This is a genomic window from Streptomyces sp. NBC_01716 (assembly GCF_036248275.1).
GTDB lineage: Bacteria > Actinomycetota > Actinomycetes > Streptomycetales > Streptomycetaceae > Streptomyces.
Map to the genome: position 1 here is coordinate 6,808,094 of NZ_CP109181.1, position 21,621 is coordinate 6,829,714.

Here is a 21,621-nt window from a genome sequence, read left to right on the forward strand (position 1 = left end):
GGGCGGGGCGGGGCGGGCCGCTGCGCGGGCCTGTTCCCCCACCCGCCCCTTCCCGAAACCGGGGCTCCGCCCCGGACCCCGTACGGCCTTCGGCCGTGCCCTCAAACGCCGGGCGGGCTGAAGGGCTTGCCGGGCTGAAGCTCCCTACTGCCAGCTCGATCCGACCAACTCCCTTTCCGTGGCCGCCAGATGGAAGGCCGCCGCCAGCCAGGCCGACGCGTAGCTGTCCGGGGCGTCGTCGCCGAGGCGGCCGAAGGTGTCGCGGGTGCGGCGGTCGGCCTCGGAGGTGAGGGTCGTCGTCAGGCCGGCCGCCGTGTGGAAGCCGGTGGCGCGCAGTGCGGCGCCGTCCGCCCGTGAGCCGCCGTTACGGGCGGACTCGGCGACCGCGCGGCGACCGCCCGAGACGGCGAGCTCGGTCAGACGGCGGACGCGCCACACGGGGGAGTCGACCAGCACGTCCGGGCCGGTGCGCTCGTGCTCCGTCGGAGGGCAGACCTCCGGCGGTGGGAGGTGCGAGCCCTGGAGACGGTCGTAGCCGAGGTCGGCGCGATCCTGCCAGTCCGCCGGAAGACGCAGCGTCGCCTCCGTGCCCGGCACCGGGCCCACGGCCAGAGGACGCAGTGTGGCGGCGCGCTCGGGGTCGATCCGGCCCAGTACGCGCACGCGCAGGCCGGGGCGGGAAGCGAGCCGTCGCAGATTCGCCGTGTGGGCGAGATCCGGATGGGGGTGCGCCGCCATCAGACGGATCAGGGGTCCGGCCGGCCGTTCGGCTTCGGCGCTCGGCAACTCGCGCGCGAGCACCTGGTCGCCCACGGCGCCGGTGATCACCAGGTCGCAGCCGACCGGTTCGCCGATCCTGGCGGTCAGTTCCTCGTCGGGGCCGGCGCCGCGGGCGGCGGCGAGCCGCTCGGACACGGTTTGGGCCGGCGAGCGGGCGAACAAGGGCGAGAGCGGCCCCGACGACCAGGGCAGACCTGCGAGCGGGCTGGACCGGACACCCTTGCCCGAACCGAGCCGGCCGTCCGGAGAGATCGTCGCGCCGGTGATCAGCAGGCCGCCTCGGGAGAGTTCGGCATGGTTGAGGACCGACGCGCCGACGCCGACGGGGGCCGTCGCCGCGCCCCGCGCGCGGGCCGATCCGCCCGGCTTCACATCCGCCACGGAGAACCAGCGGTGGTCGTCGTCAACGAGATGGGTGACCACGCCTCCGTACCCCGTCGCGCTGATGACGGGCTCCCGGCAGACGCCGTACACGCGCAGCGAGCCACTCGGCCGGTAGCCGCGCCGGGCCGTGCCGATCAGTTCGGGGTCGCCGTTGCCCGCCGCCAACAGGCGGGTGGTGAGCAGGAGTTCACGCAGGGCCGCGACCAGGTCGGCCAGCCGGTGACCGGCATGGCCCGTGCGGGCGTCGCGCAGGCCGCGCACCACGCGCAGGGCGGCGGCTTCGGCGCGGTGCAGTCCGGCCAGGCGGGCGGTGTGGGCCGCGCGCAGCAGTTCCGCCTGCGGGATGGCCCCGGCGGCGGGCAGGCCGGCCGCGAGCACGGCGGTGGCGGCGGACCACAACCCGGCCGCCGCGTCGATCCGCACCGGGCTGAGCGGGGCGACCGGCTCGGCAGGGGTCGCGGGGGCCCCCGTGGCCGGGACTGGGGCCACGGGGGCCGGAGCCTCCGGGGCGGCCTCCGTCGCGGGCACGTCTTCAGGAGCTGCCACCGGGCACGCGCCGAGGACGGCCGCGCGGTGCAGACAGCGCGGCGACAGCAGGCACGTGCACCGCGCCTGATCGGCGTCCGTGACGGTGCCCGACGCGCCGGGGAGCAGGGTGACCACCGCGTCCTCGCCGCATTTCACCCTCACACCGCCGTCGTCGGGCGGGTCGGTGGCGGTCGCCGGTACGGCGCCGTACAACTCGATCGCCGCGTCGAGCTTCTTGCGCAGCCGGGACGTCAGGCTCTCCACCGCACCGGCCACCACCTCCGCGGTGACCGGTGGCAGCGGGACGGTCGGTTCGGACGATGTCATCGGTTCTCCCCGCGGAGACGGTCGCCCACCCAGCGGGCGAGGGCGAGAGGGCTGAGGGCGGCGACCGGCATCCCCGCCGCCACCAACTGCTGTGCGACAGGCACCGAGTAGCGAGGGGCGCCGGTGTCGTCCAGGGCCGCGCAGCCCATGAGATGGACACCGGACGCGGCGAGTGAACGCACCTCGCCGAGCAGGCCCCCGAGTGAGTAGCCCTCCTCGAAGTCACTGACGACCACGACGAGGGTGCGGCTCGGCACGGTCACGAGGGAGCGGGCGTGCGCGAGGCCCGCCGCGATGTGCGTACCGCCGCCGACACGCACCTCCAGCAGCAGCGACAGCGGATCGGTGACCCGGTCCGTCAGGTCGATCACCTCCGTGGAGAAGGTGAGGAAGTGGGTGGAGAGGGTGGGCACCCCGCCCAGGACGGCGGCCGTCAGCGCTGACCAGATGACCGACGCCTCCATCGAGCCGGACACGTCGACCACAAGGATCAGCCGCCAGTCCGCCTCCCGGCTCGCGCGTGTGCTGAACACCGGATGCTCCGGGACGACGACGGTCCGCCCGTCGTCCAGACGCCGGGTGTGCGCCAGGTTGGCGCGCAGCGTGCGGGGAAGATCCAGCTTGCCGCCGGGGCGGCGGGTGGGGCGGGGGTGTGCCAGCCCCGTGAGAGTGGGGCGCAGCCGGGTGGCGAGCTCCCGGGCGAGCTCGTCCACCAGGCGGCGTACGAGTGGCCGCAGCTGGGCGAGTTGTTGCTCGGGCATGCCGCCGGCCAGCGAGAGGACCGACTGGAGCAGTTCGACCGATGGCCGGACGGACGCCGGGTCCAGTTCGGCGATCACGTCCGTACGGCCCGCGTCCGCCGCTCTGGCGAGAACCTCCTCGCGGACGTCCGCGGCGAACAAAACGTCGAGTTCCTTCGCCCACTCGCGGGCGCTGGGGAAGGACCTGCCCTGGCCGCCCCCGTCGCCGGGTGCGCCCGGCAGCCCGTCCGTGATGCCGTCGGCGCCCTCGCCGCGCCCACTGCCGTACAGCTCGTCCAGCGCGTGCGCGTAACGGCGGGCGCCGTCGGGGAGTTGGTCGCTCTCACGGCCGAGCAGCAGCCGCCAGCGGTCGGCGGGTGCGAGGCGGCGGGAGTCGTCCGCAGGGCGGGTCCGGTTCTCCGGGCGGTGCGTGTCCTCCGGTGCGTCGTCGGCTCCCGGCCGCCGCGAGGGCACCACCGGTTCGGGCAGCCCCAGGGCGGTCAGCGCGGCGAGCCCGGCGGTGTCCGCCGCCGTCCACAGCGCGACGAGCTCCGGTGGCGCGCTCAGCGTCAGGTCGGGGCGGTCGCCGAGGCGGTCCGCGACCGAACGGAGCAGCCGGCCCCGGTCGGCGGGGGTGAGCACGTCGAACCCACCGCGCAGCGCCGGAAGCCGGTCGAGAAACCCCTGGTCGGGGAGGGTGTCGACCCGGTCGAGAAGCGGCGTGAGAGCGGCCTCGGCGGACTGGAGCAGCGGTCCGGCCGCCGTCAGCAGACCGGTGAGCAGCCCGGAGAGGCGGTGCCGTCCGTCCGGATCGACGGCTCTGTCGACCCAGCTCGCGACCCGGTCGCCCAGAGCCTGTGGCGCGTCGAGGTCGAGCAGGACGCGCGTCGCCGTCGCGGCCCCGCGGATGACCGGTGAACCGGTCGTCGCGAGTGTGGTCAGCGCGTCGTCCATCCGCAGACCGAGGCGGTGCTCGCCGGCCCGCGTGGCGAGCGCGACCAGCGCGACGGCGTCCTGCGGGTCGTCGCTGCCCGCGAGACCGGGGAGCCCGCGCACGGCTGCCTCCAGCAGGACCACGGCGAGTTCGGACGCGTCGCGCCTGGTGGCGTCCGTGGTGCCGGGCAGATGTCCCTGGCGCAGTGCGTGCAACAGGTCCAGGGCGGCGAGGAGTTCGGGCAGGGTGGCCGACGACGGCAGTACGTCGGCGGCCTCCGCCAGGCGCTCGGTGACCAGCTCCGGGAGATCGCAGCGGGCGGCGTCACGCAGCCCGGTGAGGGTGTGTGAGGCGGTGGGCCCGCCCTCCGCGTGCTGCGCGTGGGCGATCTCGCGCAGCTTTCCGGCGGCGGCGCCGGCGGCCGTGACACCACGGACACCGACCAGGTCGAGCCGGGCGGGGACGGAGGGCGTCCAGGACGCCTGCCACCGGGTACTGAGACCGGCGGAGTCGCCCGTACGGGTCACATCGCCCGGGGAGCAGTAGCCGACGTCGCACACCTGTAGGCGGTTCAGGAGGACCTCGCGGCGTCCGTCCAGCTCCGAGCGGAGCGGGTCCAGACGCACCTCGCGGGGCTCGGGGCTCTCTGGGCAGGGGAGCCGCAGCGCGGCGAGCTCGGCCTCGACGGCCGGGCCGAGCCCGGAACGCGGAGTGCCGGGCGCGACGCGGCCCCGTTCGGTGCCCACGAGGACGGTTTCGAGGGCCCGTGCCAGGGCCCGGCCCCGGCCGAGGGGTTCGCCCTGACCGAGAACGGCCGTGACCGCCTCCAGCAACTCGCCCCGCCCCGGGGCGGGCAGCGCCCGCAGCCGCGCGAGGTCGTCGGCGAGCCGCAACGCCTCGACGGCCTCGCCGGTCCCCGCGGTGTGTCCGGCGTCCCGCATCGCCCGGCACAACCCGGTGATCGCCCCGGCGGCGGCCTCCCGCACCCGCTCACCCACCCCACCGGCCACGAACACGGCCTGCTGCCAGCGCGGATCCCGAATCCCGGCGGGATACCCGGAACGGGAGTCGAGCAGGCCGAAGGTATACGGCACGAGCGAGGTGACGACGCCACCCCCGCCGATGCCCGCCCGGGAACTGCCGCCGTTTCCGATGGTCCGGGCTGGGTGGTCGCTCCCAGCGGCTCCTGCTGCCCTGGCGGCCTGGTCGGCTGCGGCGGACGGACTCGCCTCGGCGTTCCCGCCGAATCCGGCGGTCTCGGGACGAAGCGCCCCCTTTGTTGTGACTGCACCAACCGCCCCAACTGCCCCGGCCAGCCCGGCCGTTCCGGCTTCGGCGGGCGAAGCCGCCCGGCGTGGGGCCAGTGCCGGGGCGTGGAAGGCGCCGATCACCGCCGCCACGCGGCGCGTTGTGCCTGCCGCCTCGGTGATCGTGCGGCGCATGTGGGACTCGCGGGCCAGGTCCGTCTGGGGTACTCCGCCCGCCGTCGACGCGTCGTGGCGCAGTGCCCAGCCGACGCCGAGTGCCGCGCGGCGTACCGCCTCCGGTGGGCAGTCAGGTGCGCGGACCTCCACCGTTCTGTCCCACAGGTCGTCGCCGTCGCGGCCCGTGCCGGACGCGTCCAGCGCGGCGGCGAACGCGGTTCCTCGGCGGTCCGGGCCCGCGTCGGAATCCCTCGGCGTCCAGCCAGGGTCGGACAACGGCAGGTCGCAGCAGCGCACTTCGACGCCGTGGTCCCTGGCCCAGCGGATCGCCGCGAGTTCCGGGGAGAAGTCGGCGAACGGGTAGAAGCCCAGGCGTCCGTCCTCGTGGGCGCCGGCGAGCGCCACCGGTGCCACCGTGCCGGGGGCGGCGAGATGGGTCAGCCACGGCTGGAAGTCCGTCGGCAGCTCGACACAGATCACGTCGGCGCCCGAGGCGTCCAGCAGCGCCGGTATCGCCGCGGCCAGCGCGGGGCTGTGGTGCCGTACCCCGATCAGGTACGGCTCCACGCAGCCCGCGAGCGCGCTCACCGCGTCCCGGGGATCACTGGCGGCACTGTCGTCCGCGGTGGTGTCCACCGCCTGCGCGCCGCTCAACGCAGGTTCTCCCTGAGGTCCCAGAGCCGCCGCCACATCTCCGCGCCGTCCTCGGCGCGGCGTCGTACCGGTCCGTCCCAGTACCCCAACAGCCGCCCGTGGTCGGTCTGGTCGTCCTTGAGGACCACCCCGAGCAAGTGTCCAGGGACCAGGTCGAGCAGCTCCCCACCGGGCAGATACGCCGCTGCCACCCCGAGCGACGCGGCGACCTGCACGGCTTCCGCCGTGGACATCACGGTGCCCGGCCGCTCCACGTCCCAGCCCTCGGCCGAGCGACCGCTGCGCAGATCGCGGAAGACGGTGACCAGCACGTCCAGGACGGCGTCGTCCACCCCGTACGCCGTACCCGCGCGCTCCACGGCCGCCGTGGCCTGCCGGCGCACGAGCGCGGTCTCCGCGTCCGCGTCGGCGATGGGATGGATCGTCTCGAAGTTGAAGCGCCGCTTGAGCGCTGCGGACATCTCCGAGACACCCCGGTCCCGGAGGTTGGCCGTCGCGATCACGCTGAAGCCGGGGACGGCCGCGGCCTGCGCGTCGTCCGTGCCCGCGAGTTCCGGCACGCTCAGCCGACGGTCGGACAGGATCGACACGAGCGCGTCCTGCACCTCCGGCAGACAGCGGGTGATCTCCTCGATCCGGGCGACCCGGCCGGTGCGCATCGCGGTGAGCACCGGGGAGGCGACCAGGGCCTGTGGTGTGGGGCCCTGGGCGAGCAGCAGCGCGTAGTTCCAGCCGTAGCGGAAGGCGTCCTCGGTGGTGCCCGCGGTGCCCTGCACGGTGAGGGCGCTGGTGCCGCTGACGGCGGCGGCCAGCAGTTCGGAGAGCATCGACTTCGCGGTGCCCGGTTCGCCGACGAGCAGCAGGCCGCGCTCACCGGCGAGGGTGACCACGCACCGCTCCACCAGGGCGCGTTCGCCGATGAACTTGGGGGCGACGGTCAGCCGCGCGGGCAGCCCGGCGTGGGTCCCCGTCAGCCGCAGCGCCTCGTCGCCGCTGCCGCAGATGAAGGTGACCACCGCGCGCGGGGTCAGCGCCCAGCCGGGTGGGCGCGGGCCGTCGTCGTACGCGGCGAGAAAGGCGAGTTCGGCGGCGTACCGTTCCTCGGCCGGCAGGGACTGCCGGCTCGCGGGGGCGGTCGCCCCGGTGTCCGTCCGGGTGTCTGTCCGGGTCGTCATGCAGAGTCCTCGTTCGGGTGAAGTGAAGTGAAGTAGTGCGGTGGGACAGGGGAGTTGGAGTGAGTGGGGCGGGGTGGCTCGGCACCCCGCCCCGGCCGCACGGTCAGCCCCGGCCGCCCCGCCCGGCGCGCCGCGTCTTGAGCTCGTCGAACCGAGGGACGTCGCCCTCCTTGATCCGCTGCCAGGCCCTGCGGTAGAGGTCGGCCACCGGCTCGGTGGGCGCGATCACGTCGAGCGGCGCGCCCTCCGCGCTGACCAGGTCGAACAGCGGCAGCTTCCACCGCTCCAGCGGGGCCGCCGCCGACCCGGTGACCGTCCAGCCGCCCGGCAGGAAGAGCGAACGCCTGGCCCCGGTGCGGGTCGCGCCGACCACCAGGTCGGTGGCCGCCAGTTCCTCGCGCGCCGCCTCGATACGGGCGGCTCCGCCGCGCCGCCGCTTCCAGCCCGTCCACCGGACGACATTGGTGTCGGTCGGATCGGGCATCGCCAGCAGCATCAGATAGAGCACGGCGGCGTCCTCACTGATGCCGCACTCCTTGGCCACCTCCACGACCAGGTCGGGGACGGAGCGGCCGGGATCCTGGGGATACCAGGTGCCGTCCTTGTCCCGCTCTCCGGCCACCGGTTCGCCCGGGTCGCCGAGGAGCGCCGTGAAGCGCGGGTCGCGGGCGACGCGCAGACCCGCCTCGGCGGGGAACAGCTGCTGGGCGTTGGCGCTCTGCCCGGACCCGTACCCGCCGACGCCTCGGAGGACCGGCAGGTACGGGTCACCACCTGCCTCGTCCAGCAGCGCCACACGGATCGCGGGCTTCGGCTGGTCGTCGGACGTCGCCATGACCACCGCGCCGAAGCGTTCGTAGCCTGCGCCGGTCTCGGTGGGCGCCCCGGCCGCCTTACGGAAGGCGGACAGGTGCACGTACCGGCCCACGCTGAGCATCAGCTCCGGGTTGGCCAGCCGCTCCCGCACCACGCTCAGCACGCCCGGAAGCAGCGCCCGGACCGGATGACCGGCCGGCAGCCGGTGGGCCAGCCACGCGGCCGTCGCGATCACGGTCGTCAGCGCGCCCGTGTCGAACACGGTGGTGTCCTTTCCGGCGGGAACGACATGGTCACCCTCCACCTGCCAGGGCGCGTCGACCGCCAACTGCGGTTCGCCGGACGGGTCGATGAGCGCCCGCAGGGTCCGCTCCGCCGTCCAGGACGACCGCACGGCCCGGACCGCCTCCGACACGAGCAGCAGCATCTCCTCGGAGACAGGGGTCCGCCGGCCCAGCGCGCTGTTCCAGATCTCGGCCGCCGCGGCGACGTCGGGCCCCTCTGTCCACAGCCGGGCGGGCTCCGCCGGCAGCAACGCCGCCACGACGGCCCGCCGGACGCCGACGTCGACGTGGCGCAGTGTGTCCCTGGCCAGCGCGGCGTTCGGGGCCTTCAGCCCCAGGGTGCTGCGTACCTCCGTGGGCAGGAAGCCCTGCACGTACGTGTCCACCTGGGGCAGACCGGCCACCACCAGCGCCGCCATGGACGGCGTGACGCCGGTGAGCCGGGCGAACTCCTCGGCGGCGGCAGGGAACCACGGCGCGGGCCCGCGCTCGGCCAGTTCGGCGCGGAAGGCCCCGAACCAGTCGCCCTCCCGGCCGTGGCCGAAGCCGATCTCGCGGGGCGCCGACCGCACCGTGTACGGAGCGGGAACCTCGAAGCGGCCCGTCGGATCGTGGAACAGCGCGGCGAACTCGCGACGGTGCCCGTTCCAGAACTCCGGACGGACGACGGCGATGAACGCGCCGTCGGCCAGCGACAGCACACCCGACCAGTTGCCTCCCCGTTGGCTGCCGTTCGCGTCGAGGAGCGCGCTCTCGTCGAGCTGGAGCCGGCAGACGCGCCAGCGGCCGGCGTCTTCCGCCGTGGTCAGACCGAGCGCGGTCAGCTCCGCCAGCAGCCCGACCAGCGTCTCGCGGTGCTCCGCCGCCGTGGCCGACGAGGCGGCCCGGTAGGCGGACGCGGCGGCCGGGGAGTCGAGAAGCTTCTCCCACTCGGTGCTGTCCACCGGCAGCGGCGACCCGTCCAGATGGAGGGGTGCGGCCGTACCGGCGGCGGCCCCTGTCTCGTGCGCGGCGTCTGCTTCCACCCCCACCGGGCTCGCCAGCACCTCACCCAGGACCTGGAGCTGACCGGCGAAGCTACGTGACTGGGACGAGTAGCCCACCGAGAACTGGCAGTCGTCCGCGAGTCCGTTGAGCGCTTCCCCGATCAGCTCGTTCTCCGGGCCGACCGCCTCGGTCTTCGGCGTGTGGACGACCGCCTTGCTGTCGAGCCGCTCGACGATCGCGTCCAGCGCGGCTTGCTGCTCGGCGGTGAACCGCACCACCCCGGCGATGCCCCGCACCAAGGCATCGTGGGTGACGGCGGGCAGCAACTGACGTACCAGGGAGGGCAGTTCGTCGGGGTGGTCCGTCCCCGTCCGCTCCTTCTCGGCTTTCCTGGCCTTCTCGGCCTGCGCGACCGCCGCCGCGAGCAGCGTCGCCGCCGTCTCGCGGTCGATCCCCCGCAGCGCCTCGGAGCCCCTCGGGTCCCTGACCCTGAGGCAGTGCCAGTAGTTCTCCGGCGGCAGCACCGCCGTGCCCGCCGCGAACGAACCCGGCTCGCCGTTCGTCCGGGCGAGCGAGGTGACCCCGCCCTCCGGGTCGACCAGACTGATCTCCGAGCCCGTGGCACTGACACACCGAGGCCGGTCGTCGCCGGGGAAGAGCAGGGGGCGGGCCGGCCAGCCGATGTCCGGGGACAGCGTGACGGCGTTCCCGGCCAGGTCCTCGCAGCGCCGCGACCCGTCGGGCAGTCGCACCACCCGCCAGCCCAGCAGCCCGCCCACCGGATGCGCGCCGGGACCGGTCCTGTCCGACGGGGCGGGCACCAGCGTGCCTCCGAGCAGCTTGCTGCCCTCCGGCGCGTCGCGCGTCGCCTCGGCGAAGAAGTCGGGCCTGCCGATGTCGCCGGTATCACCCGTCTCCGGGTCCAGTTCACGCAGGCGCAGCTTGCCTTCGGCGTCCTTGGCCCGCGTCCAGTACCGCGTCCCGTCCGTGGTCACCGACTGCTCCTCGGGCAGCGTGGTGTCCCCCGCGTACAGGACACCGCCGCCCGTGAGCCGCCCACCGCCCGGCCTCGGCACGGTGTACGGGCCCAAGCCGTTGCTGAGCGCGTCGACCCGGACGCCGCGGACGCCGTTCGCGGAATCGACGAGGACCGGGCGGTCGGCGGCGGTGTGCCAGTACCCGTGCAACAGGCCTCCGTCGGAAGCGGCCCGCCAGTGCACGAGCAACTGCCCGTCGACGTAATGGAATCCGGGGTGTTCGTACCAGCGGATGTCCCGGTCGGGGATGCGCAGGTCGTGTGTCAGTACGGCGCCTTCGGCGTCGAGCACCCGCGCCTGCGAGGTGCCCGCCACGATCAGATGGGGCCAGGCGTCGGCGACGACCAGCCGGTTCCGCTCCTCCTCCGGCATCAGCTCCGCTACGGCCGCCTCCCAGGCGGGCCAGCCCAGTTCGTCGAAGATCCCGGCCCGCAGTGTCCGGACCAGCAGTGGGACCAGATCAGTGGCGGCGACGGCCCGCACCTCGTCCTCCGCGAGCGCCAGCGCCAGGCTGGGCAGCCGGCCCAGCCTGTTCAGGCTGTCGGGCACCAGGGGCAGCGTCGACGCGGCGGGCCTGCGGGCGACCTCGTTCATCCACTCCGTGAGCATCGGGCGCCCGCCGGGGGAGTCGGCCACCACCTGGAAGCGATCCGCCTCGTCACCGAACTGGTCGAGCCCCGCCCGGAACGCGGGCCGGAACCGGGCGTCGGCCTCCAGCGCGCGCAGATCGCGGCGGTTCGTATCCTGCCCGGCCCACTCCCGCACGTGCAGCCGCGGGGTCCACCCCTCCGTCTTCGGATCGGCGACCGGCACGTGCAGGGACAGCAGCAGGTCCAGCAGGTCCACATCGCCGTAAGGAACCGGCAGTTGGCCGGTCGCGCCGGTCGCGGCCAGTTCGGCGCGCAACTGCCCGGCCATCCGCTCCACGAGCGGGTAGAACTCTGGTGTGTCGGGGACCGCGCCATAGGACGGGGAACGGTACTTCGTGAATCGCAGGTACCAGCCCAGCGTGCCGTCGGCGGGCCGCTGCCCGGCAGGCAGCCCGGCGTCCCAGAGCCCCGCGGTCGCCCCGCACTCCTCCAGCAACTCCACCCAGAACTCGGCGCAGTCCCCGTCCTCGGGCAGCAGGTTCAGCAGCGTCCCGCGCGTCGAGGGCTCCCGCAGGGACAGCGCGGCGAGAGCCGGGCGATGCGCGGTCCACCAGCCCGGCGCCGCCCGCCGGGTGGCAGGGAGGGCGAGCAGCTCGGTCAGATACGCGCCCTCCGCCACCGTCACGTCCGCCCCGGCGGCCTTCGCCAGCTTGCGCAGATCGGTGGACATCTGGACCGACGGCTGGATCCCGCCAGCGGTGCGCCGTACACACAGCTCACGGAACCGGCGGTACGCCTCCTCGGCCGGCATCCGGGCCGCCAGCTCCCGCGCGTACCCGGACAGCGCCTTCACCGGCAGCGCCCCGGCCAGCGCGAACTCCAGGAACACCGCGTCCAGCCGCTCCTCGTCCACGGCCAGCCCGTGCTGCCTGTCCGCGTCGCGCGCCCGCATGAACATCTGCCCCGCGTACGTGGGATTCTCCGCGCCCAGGAAGACGCGCCCGGCCTGTTCGAGGAAGGTCGGCAGGAAATGCGGTACGGAGTCGGCCAGACGTCCCGCGATCTGCTGGTACGCGGTCAGCGCCGCCTTCGGTTTGGTCTTCGCCTGCTTGGCCACGCGCTCCAGCTCCGGCACGAGCCCGAGCGCCTGACGGCCGTCCCTCGGGTGGTGCACCAGCACCCACTCCGGGAAGCTCAGCGACTGCCGCATCCCAAGGCCGACCTCGGCCGGCTCGCCGTCCGCTTCCAGGCCGAGAAAGCCCGCGGCCATGTCCTCCGCCGCTCCCAGCTCCCCGGCGACCAGCCGCACCACGACCCGGTCGTCCAGCCCCGGATGCCGGTAGGCCCGGGTGGTCAGGGGGACCGCGCGCGGTCCCGCGTCCGGGGTGCCGGGCGGCAGCACCGCCCCGGCCCTCAGCAGCTGTTCGGCCTCGGCCGCCGTCCGTCCCTCTGTTCCCGCTCCCACCACAGCCCCCGTCGTGTCCGTTCCCGCCCGCATCCGTGCCCCCGTGTCGTCACTCACGCGTCCTTGCCCTCCTTGACCGTGCGCCCGGCGTGCAGGGCGGCGGCCATGCGCATCCCCTCGGACCAGGCCACCGGTCCGACCTGCCGCAGCGGCAGCGTGCGCCCGTCCTGGCGGCTCCAGGACAGGTCACCGGTCTCCGAATCCCCGTACCAGTACGGCTCCCCGATCCACACCGACGCCTCGGTGACCGTCCCGGCCTCCCGTATCTGACAGGTGGCATAGCCGCCCGTCACCCGGTAACCGAGCGTCGTGGCCCGCGCCGCGAGCCCGAACCGTGAGTCGTAGCCCGCGCCCGCGAAATCCGAGACCGAGGTCGCCTTCTCGGCGAGGTCGGCCGGCTTGTGCCAAGTGGCCCGGTGGATCTGCTCCACCCCCTGTGTCAGGCCCAACTCGGCGGCGAATTCCCGCAGATCGTCCAGCTCGGGCAGCAGCACGGGATGCGGCAGAGTCACCGTCGCCGGTGACAGCCGTATCGTCTCGCCGTCCGGATCGACCACCCGCAGCTCACCCGAGTCGGTGGCGTCCCGGAGGAACCCCACCTCGTCCGGGCTCCCGCCCATCACCACCAGGTCCCGCAGCCCCGCCTGCCACGCCTCGTCGGGCCACACCCGGGCCAGCAGCCCGGTGGGAACGGGCAGGGACGACACCATCCAGCTGTCCACCCGCGCGACACAATCGGTCGCGTGCCGGTCCAGCCACTCGGCGAGCGCGCGCAGCCTGTCCACCTCCGGGTGCGTCCGCACGGCCTTGGGCAGGGTCTTCAACTGCCGCCCCGCGGCCCGCCCCGCTGTGGACCGCGCCGTCACCCGGCCTTCCACCAGGGCGACTTCATACCCCTCGCCCGCCGGCAACCAGCCCATGGAACACGCACCTCTCCCCGTTCACGCACGATGAATCCCGCAGGGGAATGGACCCCGCACTGCGGTAGGAGAAGAACGCTACCGGGACCCACTGACAGCGACGGCCCGGCCGCCGGGGAGGCGAACCGGGCCGTCGGGCCGATGAGATGACGTTCAGTCAGGCGGACGCCCGTGACATCAGGCGGACACCCGCGGCATCAGGCGGACGCCTGCGGATACAGCGCGCGCGGCAGCTTCGACGCCGCCGGCTCGTCCAGGAGCCAGAGCGTCCGCGCGCGGCCGTACGCCCCCGCCGCCGGCGCCTGGATCTCGCCCGCGCCGGAGAGGGCGATCTCCGCCGCCTCCGCCTTGTCCTCGCCCGCCGCCAGCAGCCACACCTCGTGCGCCGCCCGGATCGCGGGCAGGGTCAGGGAGATCCGGAGCGGCGGCGGCTTCGGGGCGCCGCGCACCGCGACCACCGTGCGCTCGGTCTCCCGGACGCCCGGCAGCTCGGGGAAGAGCGAGGCCACGTGCGTGTCCGGGCCCACGCCGAGCATCAGCACGTCGAAGGACGGGACCCGGGCATGGTCCTCCGGCCGTGCGGCGGCGGCCAGTTCCGTCTCGTACGCGGCTGCCGCCGCCTCGATGTCGGAGCCGTACGGGCCGTCGGATGCCGGCATCGCGTGCACCCGTGAGGGGTCCAGCGGTACCGAGTCCAGCAGTGCGGCCCGCGCCTGGGTGATGTTGCGTTCCGGGTCGCCCTCCGGGAGGAAGCGTTCGTCGCCCCACCAGAGGTCGAGCCGGGTCCAGTCGACCGCGTCCCGGGCGGGCGCCTCGGACAGTGCGGCCAGCAGACCGTTGCCGTTGCGCCCGCCGGTCAGGACGATCGACGCGGAACCGCGCGAGGCCTGGGCGTCCACGATCTTCGTGATCAGCCGGGCCGCCGCGGCACACGCCATCAGCTGCTTGTCCCGGTGGACGACGAGCTGCGGAACGCTCACTTCGACGTCGCCTTCTTGTCGGCCTGCGGCGCCGCCTTCTCCGCCGCGTGACCGGAGCCCGAGCCGGAGCCCGACCCGGACCCCGCACCCGAGCCGTGCGCGCCGTTCTTCACCGGCTCCACCCGTTCCACGCCGAACCGCAGCGTCGCCGCGTACGTGTCGTCCGGGTCCAGCCTGCGCAGCTCCTCGGCGATCAGCTCCGAGGTCTCCCGCCGGTTGAGCGCCACCGCCCGGTCGGGCTGCCCCTCGATCGCCAGCGTCGCCAGCGAGCCGTCCGACCTGCGCAGCTCGATCGGCCCGCAGTCGGTCTCCATCCGGACGGCCGTGAGGCCGGGGCCCGGCGAGACCGAGCGCGTGACCGCGACGTGCAGCCTGTCGGCGAGCCACATCCCGAGCAGCTCGCAGCTCGCGTTCATCTCCTCGCCCTCCACATGGACCGCGGTGACCTTGCAGTCGACCTGGTCCAGCGCGGCGGCCAGCATCGAGCGCCACGGGGTGATCCGGCTCCACGCCAGATCCGTGTCGCCGGGGGTGTAGACGGCGGCGCGGGCCTTGAGCTCCTCGATCGGGTTCTCGGCGGCGTAGGTGTCCGTCACCCGTCGCTGGGCGAGCGTGCCCAGCGGGTCCTTGCTGGGGTTGTCGGGCGCGTTCGCCGCCCACCAGACCACGACCGGGGCGTCGGGGAGCAGCAGCGGCAGCACGACCGACTGGGCGTGGTCGATGATCTCGCCGTACAGCCGCAGTACGACCGTCTCGCCCGTGCCGGCCTCCACGCCCAGCCGCACCTCGGCGTCGAGGCGCGCCTTGGACCGGTCGCGCGCCGAGCGGGAGACCCGCTTGACGACGACCAGCTTGCGCGACGGGTGCTCGCGGGACGCCTCGTTGGCGGCCTTGAGCGCGTCGTAGGCGTTCTCCTCGTCCGTGACGAGGACCAGGGTGAGGACCATCCCGACGGCCGGGGTGCCGATCGCCCGGCGTCCGTCGACCAGCGCCTTGTTGATCTTGCTGGACGTGGTGTCCGTAAGGTCGATCTTCATGGCCGACGCCAGCTCCGTCCGTGTCGTGCGAGCATTTCGTCCGCCTCGACCGGACCCCAGGTCCCGGACTCGTACTGCGCGGGCTTGCCGTGCTTCTCCCAGTGCCGCTCGATCGGGTCGAGGATCTTCCAGGACAGCTCGACCTCCTCCGTGCGCGGGAAGAGGTTCGAGTCGCCGAGCAGCACGTCGAGCAGCAGCCGCTCGTACGCCTCGGGGCTGGACTCCGTGAAGGACTCGCCGTAGGCGAAGTCCATCGAGACGTCCCGCACCTCCATCGCCGTGCCCGGCACCTTCGAACCGAAGCGCATGGTCACGCCCTCGTCCGGCTGCACCCGGATGACCAGGGCGTTGTGCCCCAGCTCCTCGGTGGCCGTGTGGTCGAAGGGGGAGTGCGGGGCCCGCTGGAACACGACCGCGATCTCGGTGACACGGCGGCCCAGGCGCTTGCCCGTACGGAGGTAGAACGGGACGCCCGCCCAGCGGCGGTTGTCGATCTCCACCTTCACCGCGGCGTAGGTGTCGGTGGTCGACTTGGGGTCGATGCCGTCTTCCTGGAGATAGCCGACGGCCTTCTCGCCGCCCTGCCAGCCCGCGGCGTACTGCCCGAACACCGTGTCCTTGCCGAGATCGTGCGGCAGCCGTACGGCGCCGAGCACCTTGGTCTTCTCGGCGGCCAGCGCGTCCGCGTCGAAGGAGGCGGGCTCCTCCATCGCGGTGAGCGCGAGGAGCTGCAGGAGGTGGTTCTGGATGACGTCACGCGCGGCGCCGATGCCGTCGTAGTAACCGGCCCGGCCGCCGATGCCGATGTCCTCGGCCATCGTGATCTGGACATGGTCGACGTACGACCGGTTCCAGACGGGCTCGAAGAGAGTGTTCGCGAAGCGCAGGGCGAGGATGTTCTGAACGGTCTCCTTGCCCAGGTAGTGGTCGATCCGGAAGACCTCGTTGGACGGGAAGACCTCGTGCACGACCTTGTTGAGCTCCTGCGCGGAGGTCAGGTCGTGGCCGAACGGCTTCTCGATGACGGCGCGCCGCCAGGAGCCCTGCTTCTGGTCGGCCAGCCCGTGCTTCTTGAGCTGCTTGACGACCTTGGGGAAGAACTTCGGCGGTACGGAGAGGTAGAAGGCGAAGTTGCCGCCCGTGCCCTGCACCTTGTCGAGGTCCTCGATGGTGGACTTCAGGTTCTCGAAGGCCTGGTCGTCGTCGAAGTCGCCCTGGACGAAGCGCATCCCCTGGATGAGCTGCTGCCAGACCTCCTCCCGGAAGGGCGTACGGGCGTGCGCCTTGACGGCGTCGTGGACCTCCTGCGCGAAATCCTCGTCCTGCCATTCGCGACGGGCGTACCCGACCAGCGAGAATCCCGGCGGCAGCAGGCCCCGGTTGGCAAGGTCATAGACGGCCGGCATCAACTTTTTACGGGACAAATCGCCCGTGACGCCAAAGATGACCAGGCCCGACGGCCCCGCGATACGCGGGAGCCGTCGGTCCGCGGCGTCACGAAGCGGATTCGCTCCGTGGGTTGCGGTCAAGGGTTCAGTCCTCCGAAGGGGCGAGGCGCTTGAGCTCCGCCTCGGTCGACTTGAGCAGGTCGGTCCAGGCCTTCTCGAACTTCTCGACGCCCTCGTCCTCCAGCACCTGGACGACATCGTCGTACGAGATGCCCAGCTTCTCGATGGCTTCGAGATCGGCACGCGCCTGGTCGTACGTACCCCTCACGGTGTCACCGGTGACCGCTCCGTGCTCGGCGACCGCGTCCAGCGTGGCCTCCGGCATGGTGTTCACGGTGTGCGGGGCGACCAGGTCGTCCACGTACATCGTGTCCCGGTACGCGGGGTCCTTGACGCCCGTCGAGGCCCACAGCGGACGCTGCTTGTTGGCCTGGAGGCGGTCCAGCGTCGCCCAGCGGTCGGTGCCGAAGACGTCTTCGTACGCCTCGTAGGCCAGCCGGGCGTTGGCCACGGCGGCCTTGCCGCGCGCTGCCTTGGCCTCGTCCGTGCCCAGCGCGCCGAGCCGCTTGTCGATCTCGGTGTCCACGCGGGACACGAAGAAGGACGCCACCGAGTAGATCTTCGAGAGGTCGAGGCCCGCGGCGTTCGCCTTCTCCAGACCCGACAGGTACGCGTCCATGACCTCGCGGTAGCGCGCGAGGGAGAAGATCAGCGTCACATTGACACTGATGCCCCGGGCAATCGTCTCGGTGATCGCCGGGAGCCCCGCGCGGGTGGCGGGGATCTTGATGAAGGTGTTCGGGCGGTCCACCAGCCAGGCCAGCTGCCTGGCCTCGGCCACCGTCGCCGCCGTGTTGTGCGCCAGCCGGGGGTCGACCTCGATGGAGACGCGGCCGTCCTGGCCCTGCGTCTCGTCGAAGACCGGGCGCAGGATGTCGGCGGCGTCACGGACGTCCGCCGTCGTGATCATGCGGACGGCTTCCTCGACGGTCACCCCGCGCGTCGCGAGGTCGGTGACCTGAGCCTCGTAACCGTCTCCCTGGGAGATGGCCTTCTGGAAGATCGAGGGATTGGTCGTGACACCCACGACATGCTGCTGGTCCATCAGTTCGGCGAGGTTGCCTGATGTGATGCGCTTGCGCGACAGGTCGTCGAGCCAGATCGCGACGCCTTCGTCGGAGAGGCGCTTGAGTGCGTCTGTCATAAGAGTTGCATCTCCTACTTAGTCGTATACCAACGTCAGCGCGTCACGGCTGCCAGAGATTCCCGGGCGGCGGACGCGACCGCGTCCGCGGTGAATCCGAACTCCCGGAAGAGGACCTTGCCGTCGGCCGACGCACCGAAGTGCTCCAGCGAGACCACATGGCCGGCGTCGCCCACAAATCGGTGCCAGGTGAGCCCGATTCCGGCCTCGACCGCCACCCGCGCCTTCACGGACGGCGGCAGGACGCTGTCCCGGTACGCCTGATCCTGCTCCTCGAACCACTCGACCGACGGCATCGACACCACACGGGTCGCGATGCCCTCCGCCTGAAGCCGCTCGCGTGCCTCGACCGCCAGCTGGACCTCGGAGCCGGTACCGATGAGTACGACCTGGGGCTCGCCGCCCTCGGCCTCGAACAGCACGTAACCACCCTTGGCCGCGCCCTCGTTGGCCTCGTACGTCGGCACACCCTGACGCGTCAGCGCCAGTCCGTGCGGCGCGCCCTTGGCGTGCCGCTTGAGGATCTCGCGCCAGGCGATCGCCGTCTCGTTGGCGTCCGCGGGACGCACGATGTTGAGACCGGGGATGGCCCGCAGGACCGCCAGATGCTCGACGGGCTGGTGGGTGGGGCCGTCCTCGCCGAGACCGATCGAGTCATGCGTCCACACATACGTGACGGGCACCTGCATCAGCGCCGCGAGCCGCACGGCCGGGCGCATGTAGTCGGAGAACACCAGGAAAGTGCCGCCGTAGATACGGGTGTTGCCGTGCAGTGCGATGCCGTTCATCGTCGAACCCATGGCGTGCTCACGGATGCCGTAGTGCACCGTGCGGCCGTAAGGGTCGGCCTCCGGCAGCGGGTTGCCCGCCGGGAGGAACGACGACGTCTTGTCGATCGTGGTGTTGTTGGAGCCCGCGAGGTCGGCCGAACCGCCCCACAGCTCGGGAATGACGGCGCCGAGCGCCTGGAGGACCTTGCCGGACGCGGCGCGGGTGGCGACGCCCTTGCCGGACTCGAAGACCGGCAGCTTCTTCTCCCAGCCGTCGGGCAGCTCGCCCGCGCGGATCCGGTCGAACGTCGCGGCACGCTCGGGGTTGGCCGTACGCCACGCGGCGAACGTCTTCTCCCACTCGGCGCGCGTCTCGCGGCCCCGGTCGAGCGCCTGACGCGTGTGCGCCAGGACCTCGTCGGCCACCTCGAAGGTCTGCCCGGGGTCGAAGCCCAGCACCCGCTTGGTGGCGGCGACCTCCTCGTCGCCCAGCGCCGAGCCGTGCGCGGCCTCGGTGTTCTGCGCGTTCGGGGCGGGCCAGGCGATGATCGAGCGCGCGGCGATGAACGAGGGGCGCTCGGTCTCGGCCCGCGCCGCCTTCAGCGCACGCGCCAGACCCGCCGGGTCGAGGTCGCCGCTCGGCAGCTGCTCGACGCGCTGGACGTGCCAGCCGTACGCCTCGTACCGCTTCAGGGTGTCCTCGGAGACGGCCGTCTCGGTGTCACCCTCGATGGAGATGTGGTTGTCGTCCCAGAGCAGGACGAGGTTGCCGAGCTTCTGGTGGCCGGCCAGCGACGACGCCTCGCCGGAGACACCCTCCTGAAGGCAGCCGTCACCCGCGACGACCCAGATGGTGTGGTCGAAGGGCGAGGTGCCCGGGGCCGCGTCGGGGTCGTAGAGGCCGCGCTCGTAGCGGGCGGCCATGGCCATGCCCACGCCGTTGGCGACACCCTGGCCGAGCGGCCCGGTCGTGGTCTCGACGCCGACCGTGTGGCCGTGCTCCGGGTGGCCCGGGGTCTTCGACCCCCAGGTGCGGAACGCCTTCAGGTCGTCCAGCTCCAGGCCGTAGCCCGCGAGATACAGCTGGATGTAGAGAGTCAGCGACGAGTGGCCCGCGGAGAGTACGAACCGGTCGCGTCCGGTCCACTGCGCGTCGGCCGGGTCGTGCCGCATCAGCTTCTGGAAGAGCACATAGGCGGCTGGGGCCAGGCTCATCGCCGTACCGGGATGGCCGTTGCCGACCTTCTGTACGGCGTCCATGGCCAGGACGCGGACGGTATCGACCGCCTTGCGGTCCAGGTCGGTCCACTCTTCGAGATCTGTGGTGGTCGGCTTGGTGCTCACCCTGAGTCAGGGCTCCTCTCCACATGTCGAATCCCGGTGTCTGAGGGCGCACCGGTTCGGTGCCGAGCCTACCCTTGTGGCGCTTCGCGACCATGCCCGTCCACTTCTGTGAAGAGGAGGCACCACCGGGGTGCCGGGACGGTGTCGGGTGCGCCCCCTGGGGGCGGCCGACGGACGGGGCCCGACCCCGCGCGCGGCGCTCCCAGCAGGCGTCAACACGAGCCCACCCCCGATAAGAACGGCATATGGGCAACGTCTAGAGTGGCGTGGTACGCGCAAGTCTTTACCGGGCCTTCACGCCCGAAACTTGCTGGGATTTCTCTGTCTGGGGTGTGCGTGACGGCCGTCGAGTCCCGACCCGCAGGGGTCGTCCTGACTCCGAGCCCGGGGGGCCATCGGCCGTTCGGGGCCCGCGTCAAAGCGTTCGTGGCGCTGACCAAACCACGGATCATCGAGCTGCTGCTCATCACCACCGTGCCGGTGATGTTCCTGGCCGAGCAGGGTGCGCCGGACTTCTGGCTGATGGTCGTCACCTGCGTCGGCGGCTACCTCTCCGCCGGCGGTGCCAACGCACTGAACATGTACATCGACCGCGACATCGACGCGATGATGGACCGCACGTCGCAGCGCCCGCTGGTGACCGGCATGGTGTCGCCCCGCGAGAGCCTGGTCTTCGGGCTCTCCCTGGCCGTGATCTCGACGCTCTGGTTCGGTCTGCTGGTCAACTGGCTGTCGGCGGCGCTCGCACTCGGCGCGCTCCTCTTCTACGTCGTCGTCTACACGATGATCCTCAAGCGGCGTACGTCCCAGAACATCGTCTGGGGCGGCATCGCCGGCTGTATGCCCGTCTTCATCGGCTGGTCGGCCGTCACGAACTCGCTGTCCTGGGCCGCCGTCATCCTCTTCCTGGTGATGTTCTTCTGGACGCCGCCGCACTACTGGCCGCTGTCGATGAAGGTGCGCGAGGACTACGCGCGCGTGGGCGTGCCCATGCTCCCCGTCGTCGCGTCGAACCGCGTGGTCGCCCGCCAGATCGTGCTCTACAGCTGGGTGATGGTGGTCGTGTCGCTGCTGCTGACGCCGCTGGGCTACACCGGCTGGTTCTACACGTCGGTGGCCCTGGTGGCCGGCGGCTGGTGGCTCTGGGAGGCGCACGGGCTCCAGTCGCGGGCCAAGTCCGGTGAGACGGGCGCCAAGCTGAAGGAAATGCGGCTGTTCCACTGGTCGATCACCTATGTGTCGCTGCTCTTCGTGGCCGTCGCGGTGGACCCCTTCCTCCGCTGACACGACTACCCGTCGGTAGCATGTCGCCCATGGCAGAGACCGAGGTTGACGAGCAGACCGGTGACGGGGCGGCGCGCGCGAGCCGGCAGGCCGCGCGGGACGAGCGGCGCGCGGCCCGACTGGCCAAGCAGATCGGCGCGTTCGCGCGCCGGCACGGCGGCGCCGCGGAGGGACAGCTCGCGTATCTGGGCCAGGCGGGCACCCGCATCGTGCTCGTGGCGCGGGACGGCGACTGGGGCGATCTGGTCGCACCCTCGCACGAGGTGGCGCTGAAGGCCGTCGAGAAGTCGGGGATCACCGTGCACGAGTCCTTCGACGGCGAGTTCGCCGCGAAGGTCCGCACGGGCCCGTACGAGTGGACCCGCATGGCAGGCATCCAACTCGGCGGCCCGTCCAACGCGTAGGGCTTCCTGGCCAAGGCGTGTCCGGTTTCGATCGGTGGGTCGGGCAACACCCCGAGCGCCGCCGGCCCGTTAGGACTGTAGGGATTCGGTCCAGGACGGGAAGCG

Annotated in this window: 12 protein-coding genes; 2 read left to right on the plus strand and 10 right to left on the minus strand. The window is 72.6% G+C overall.

Going from position 1 to position 21,621, the window contains the following annotated elements; translation table 11 throughout:
• Positions 1-144 precede the first annotated feature (144 nt).
• From OIE74_RS29965 to tkt, 10 genes are all read right to left on the minus strand, one after another.
• On the minus strand, positions 145-2,019 hold the full coding sequence (locus OIE74_RS29965) for a hypothetical protein (protein WP_329389116.1): 1,875 nt from the start codon (positions 2,017-2,019) through the stop codon (positions 145-147).
• On the minus strand, positions 2,016-5,771 hold the full coding sequence (locus OIE74_RS29970) for a DUF5682 family protein (RefSeq protein WP_329389118.1): 3,756 nt from the start codon (positions 5,769-5,771) through the stop codon (positions 2,016-2,018). Before OIE74_RS29970 ends, OIE74_RS29965 begins: the two co-directional genes overlap by 4 nt.
• Entirely contained in the window at positions 5,768-6,946 is a 1,179-nt protein-coding gene (locus OIE74_RS29975; RefSeq protein WP_329389120.1) for an ATP-binding protein, read from the minus strand. Before OIE74_RS29975 ends, OIE74_RS29970 begins: the two co-directional genes overlap by 4 nt.
• A 103-nt stretch (positions 6,947-7,049) precedes the next feature.
• Positions 7,050-12,158, minus strand: a complete 5,109-nt coding sequence (locus OIE74_RS29980) for a DNA-binding protein (protein ID WP_443076387.1) — start codon at positions 12,156-12,158, stop codon at positions 7,050-7,052.
• A 20-nt stretch (positions 12,159-12,178) separates the two neighbouring features.
• Complete coding sequence (locus tag OIE74_RS29985; RefSeq protein WP_329389124.1) at positions 12,179-13,045, minus strand: DUF4132 domain-containing protein; 867 nt, start codon at positions 13,043-13,045, stop codon at positions 12,179-12,181.
• Between the two features lie 197 nt (positions 13,046-13,242).
• Entirely contained in the window at positions 13,243-14,025 is a 783-nt protein-coding gene (gene pgl, locus OIE74_RS29990; protein WP_329389126.1) for a 6-phosphogluconolactonase, read from the minus strand.
• Positions 14,022-15,062, minus strand: a complete 1,041-nt coding sequence (gene opcA, locus OIE74_RS29995; protein WP_329389128.1) for a glucose-6-phosphate dehydrogenase assembly protein OpcA — start codon at positions 15,060-15,062, stop codon at positions 14,022-14,024. Before opcA ends, pgl begins: the two co-directional genes overlap by 4 nt.
• Positions 15,059-16,591 (minus strand): glucose-6-phosphate dehydrogenase, encoded by a 1,533-nt coding sequence (zwf, locus tag OIE74_RS30000; protein ID WP_329389130.1) that lies wholly within the window; start codon positions 16,589-16,591, stop codon positions 15,059-15,061. The genes opcA and zwf overlap by 4 nt, the downstream gene beginning before the upstream one ends.
• 4 nt (positions 16,592-16,595) lie before the next feature.
• Positions 16,596-17,714 carry a transaldolase gene (gene tal / locus OIE74_RS30005; RefSeq protein ID WP_329389132.1) on the minus strand — a complete coding sequence of 373 codons (1,119 nt, stop codon included), beginning with the start codon at positions 17,712-17,714 and terminating at the stop codon, positions 16,596-16,598.
• 35 nt (positions 17,715-17,749) lie between these two features.
• Positions 17,750-19,828, minus strand: coding sequence for a transketolase (tkt, locus tag OIE74_RS30010; protein WP_329389134.1), 2,079 nt, complete (start codon positions 19,826-19,828; stop codon positions 17,750-17,752).
• 336 nt (positions 19,829-20,164) lie between these two features.
• On the opposite strand from tkt, the gene OIE74_RS30015 reads away from it, so the two are divergent.
• Together OIE74_RS30015 and OIE74_RS30020 are read left to right on the plus strand one after the other, a co-directional pair.
• Complete coding sequence (locus tag OIE74_RS30015) at positions 20,165-21,112, plus strand: heme o synthase (protein WP_329389136.1); 948 nt, start codon at positions 20,165-20,167, stop codon at positions 21,110-21,112.
• A gap of 29 nt (positions 21,113-21,141) precedes the next feature.
• Positions 21,142-21,516, plus strand: a complete 375-nt coding sequence (locus OIE74_RS30020) for a hypothetical protein (protein ID WP_329389137.1) — start codon at positions 21,142-21,144, stop codon at positions 21,514-21,516.
• Positions 21,517-21,621 lie beyond the last annotated feature (105 nt).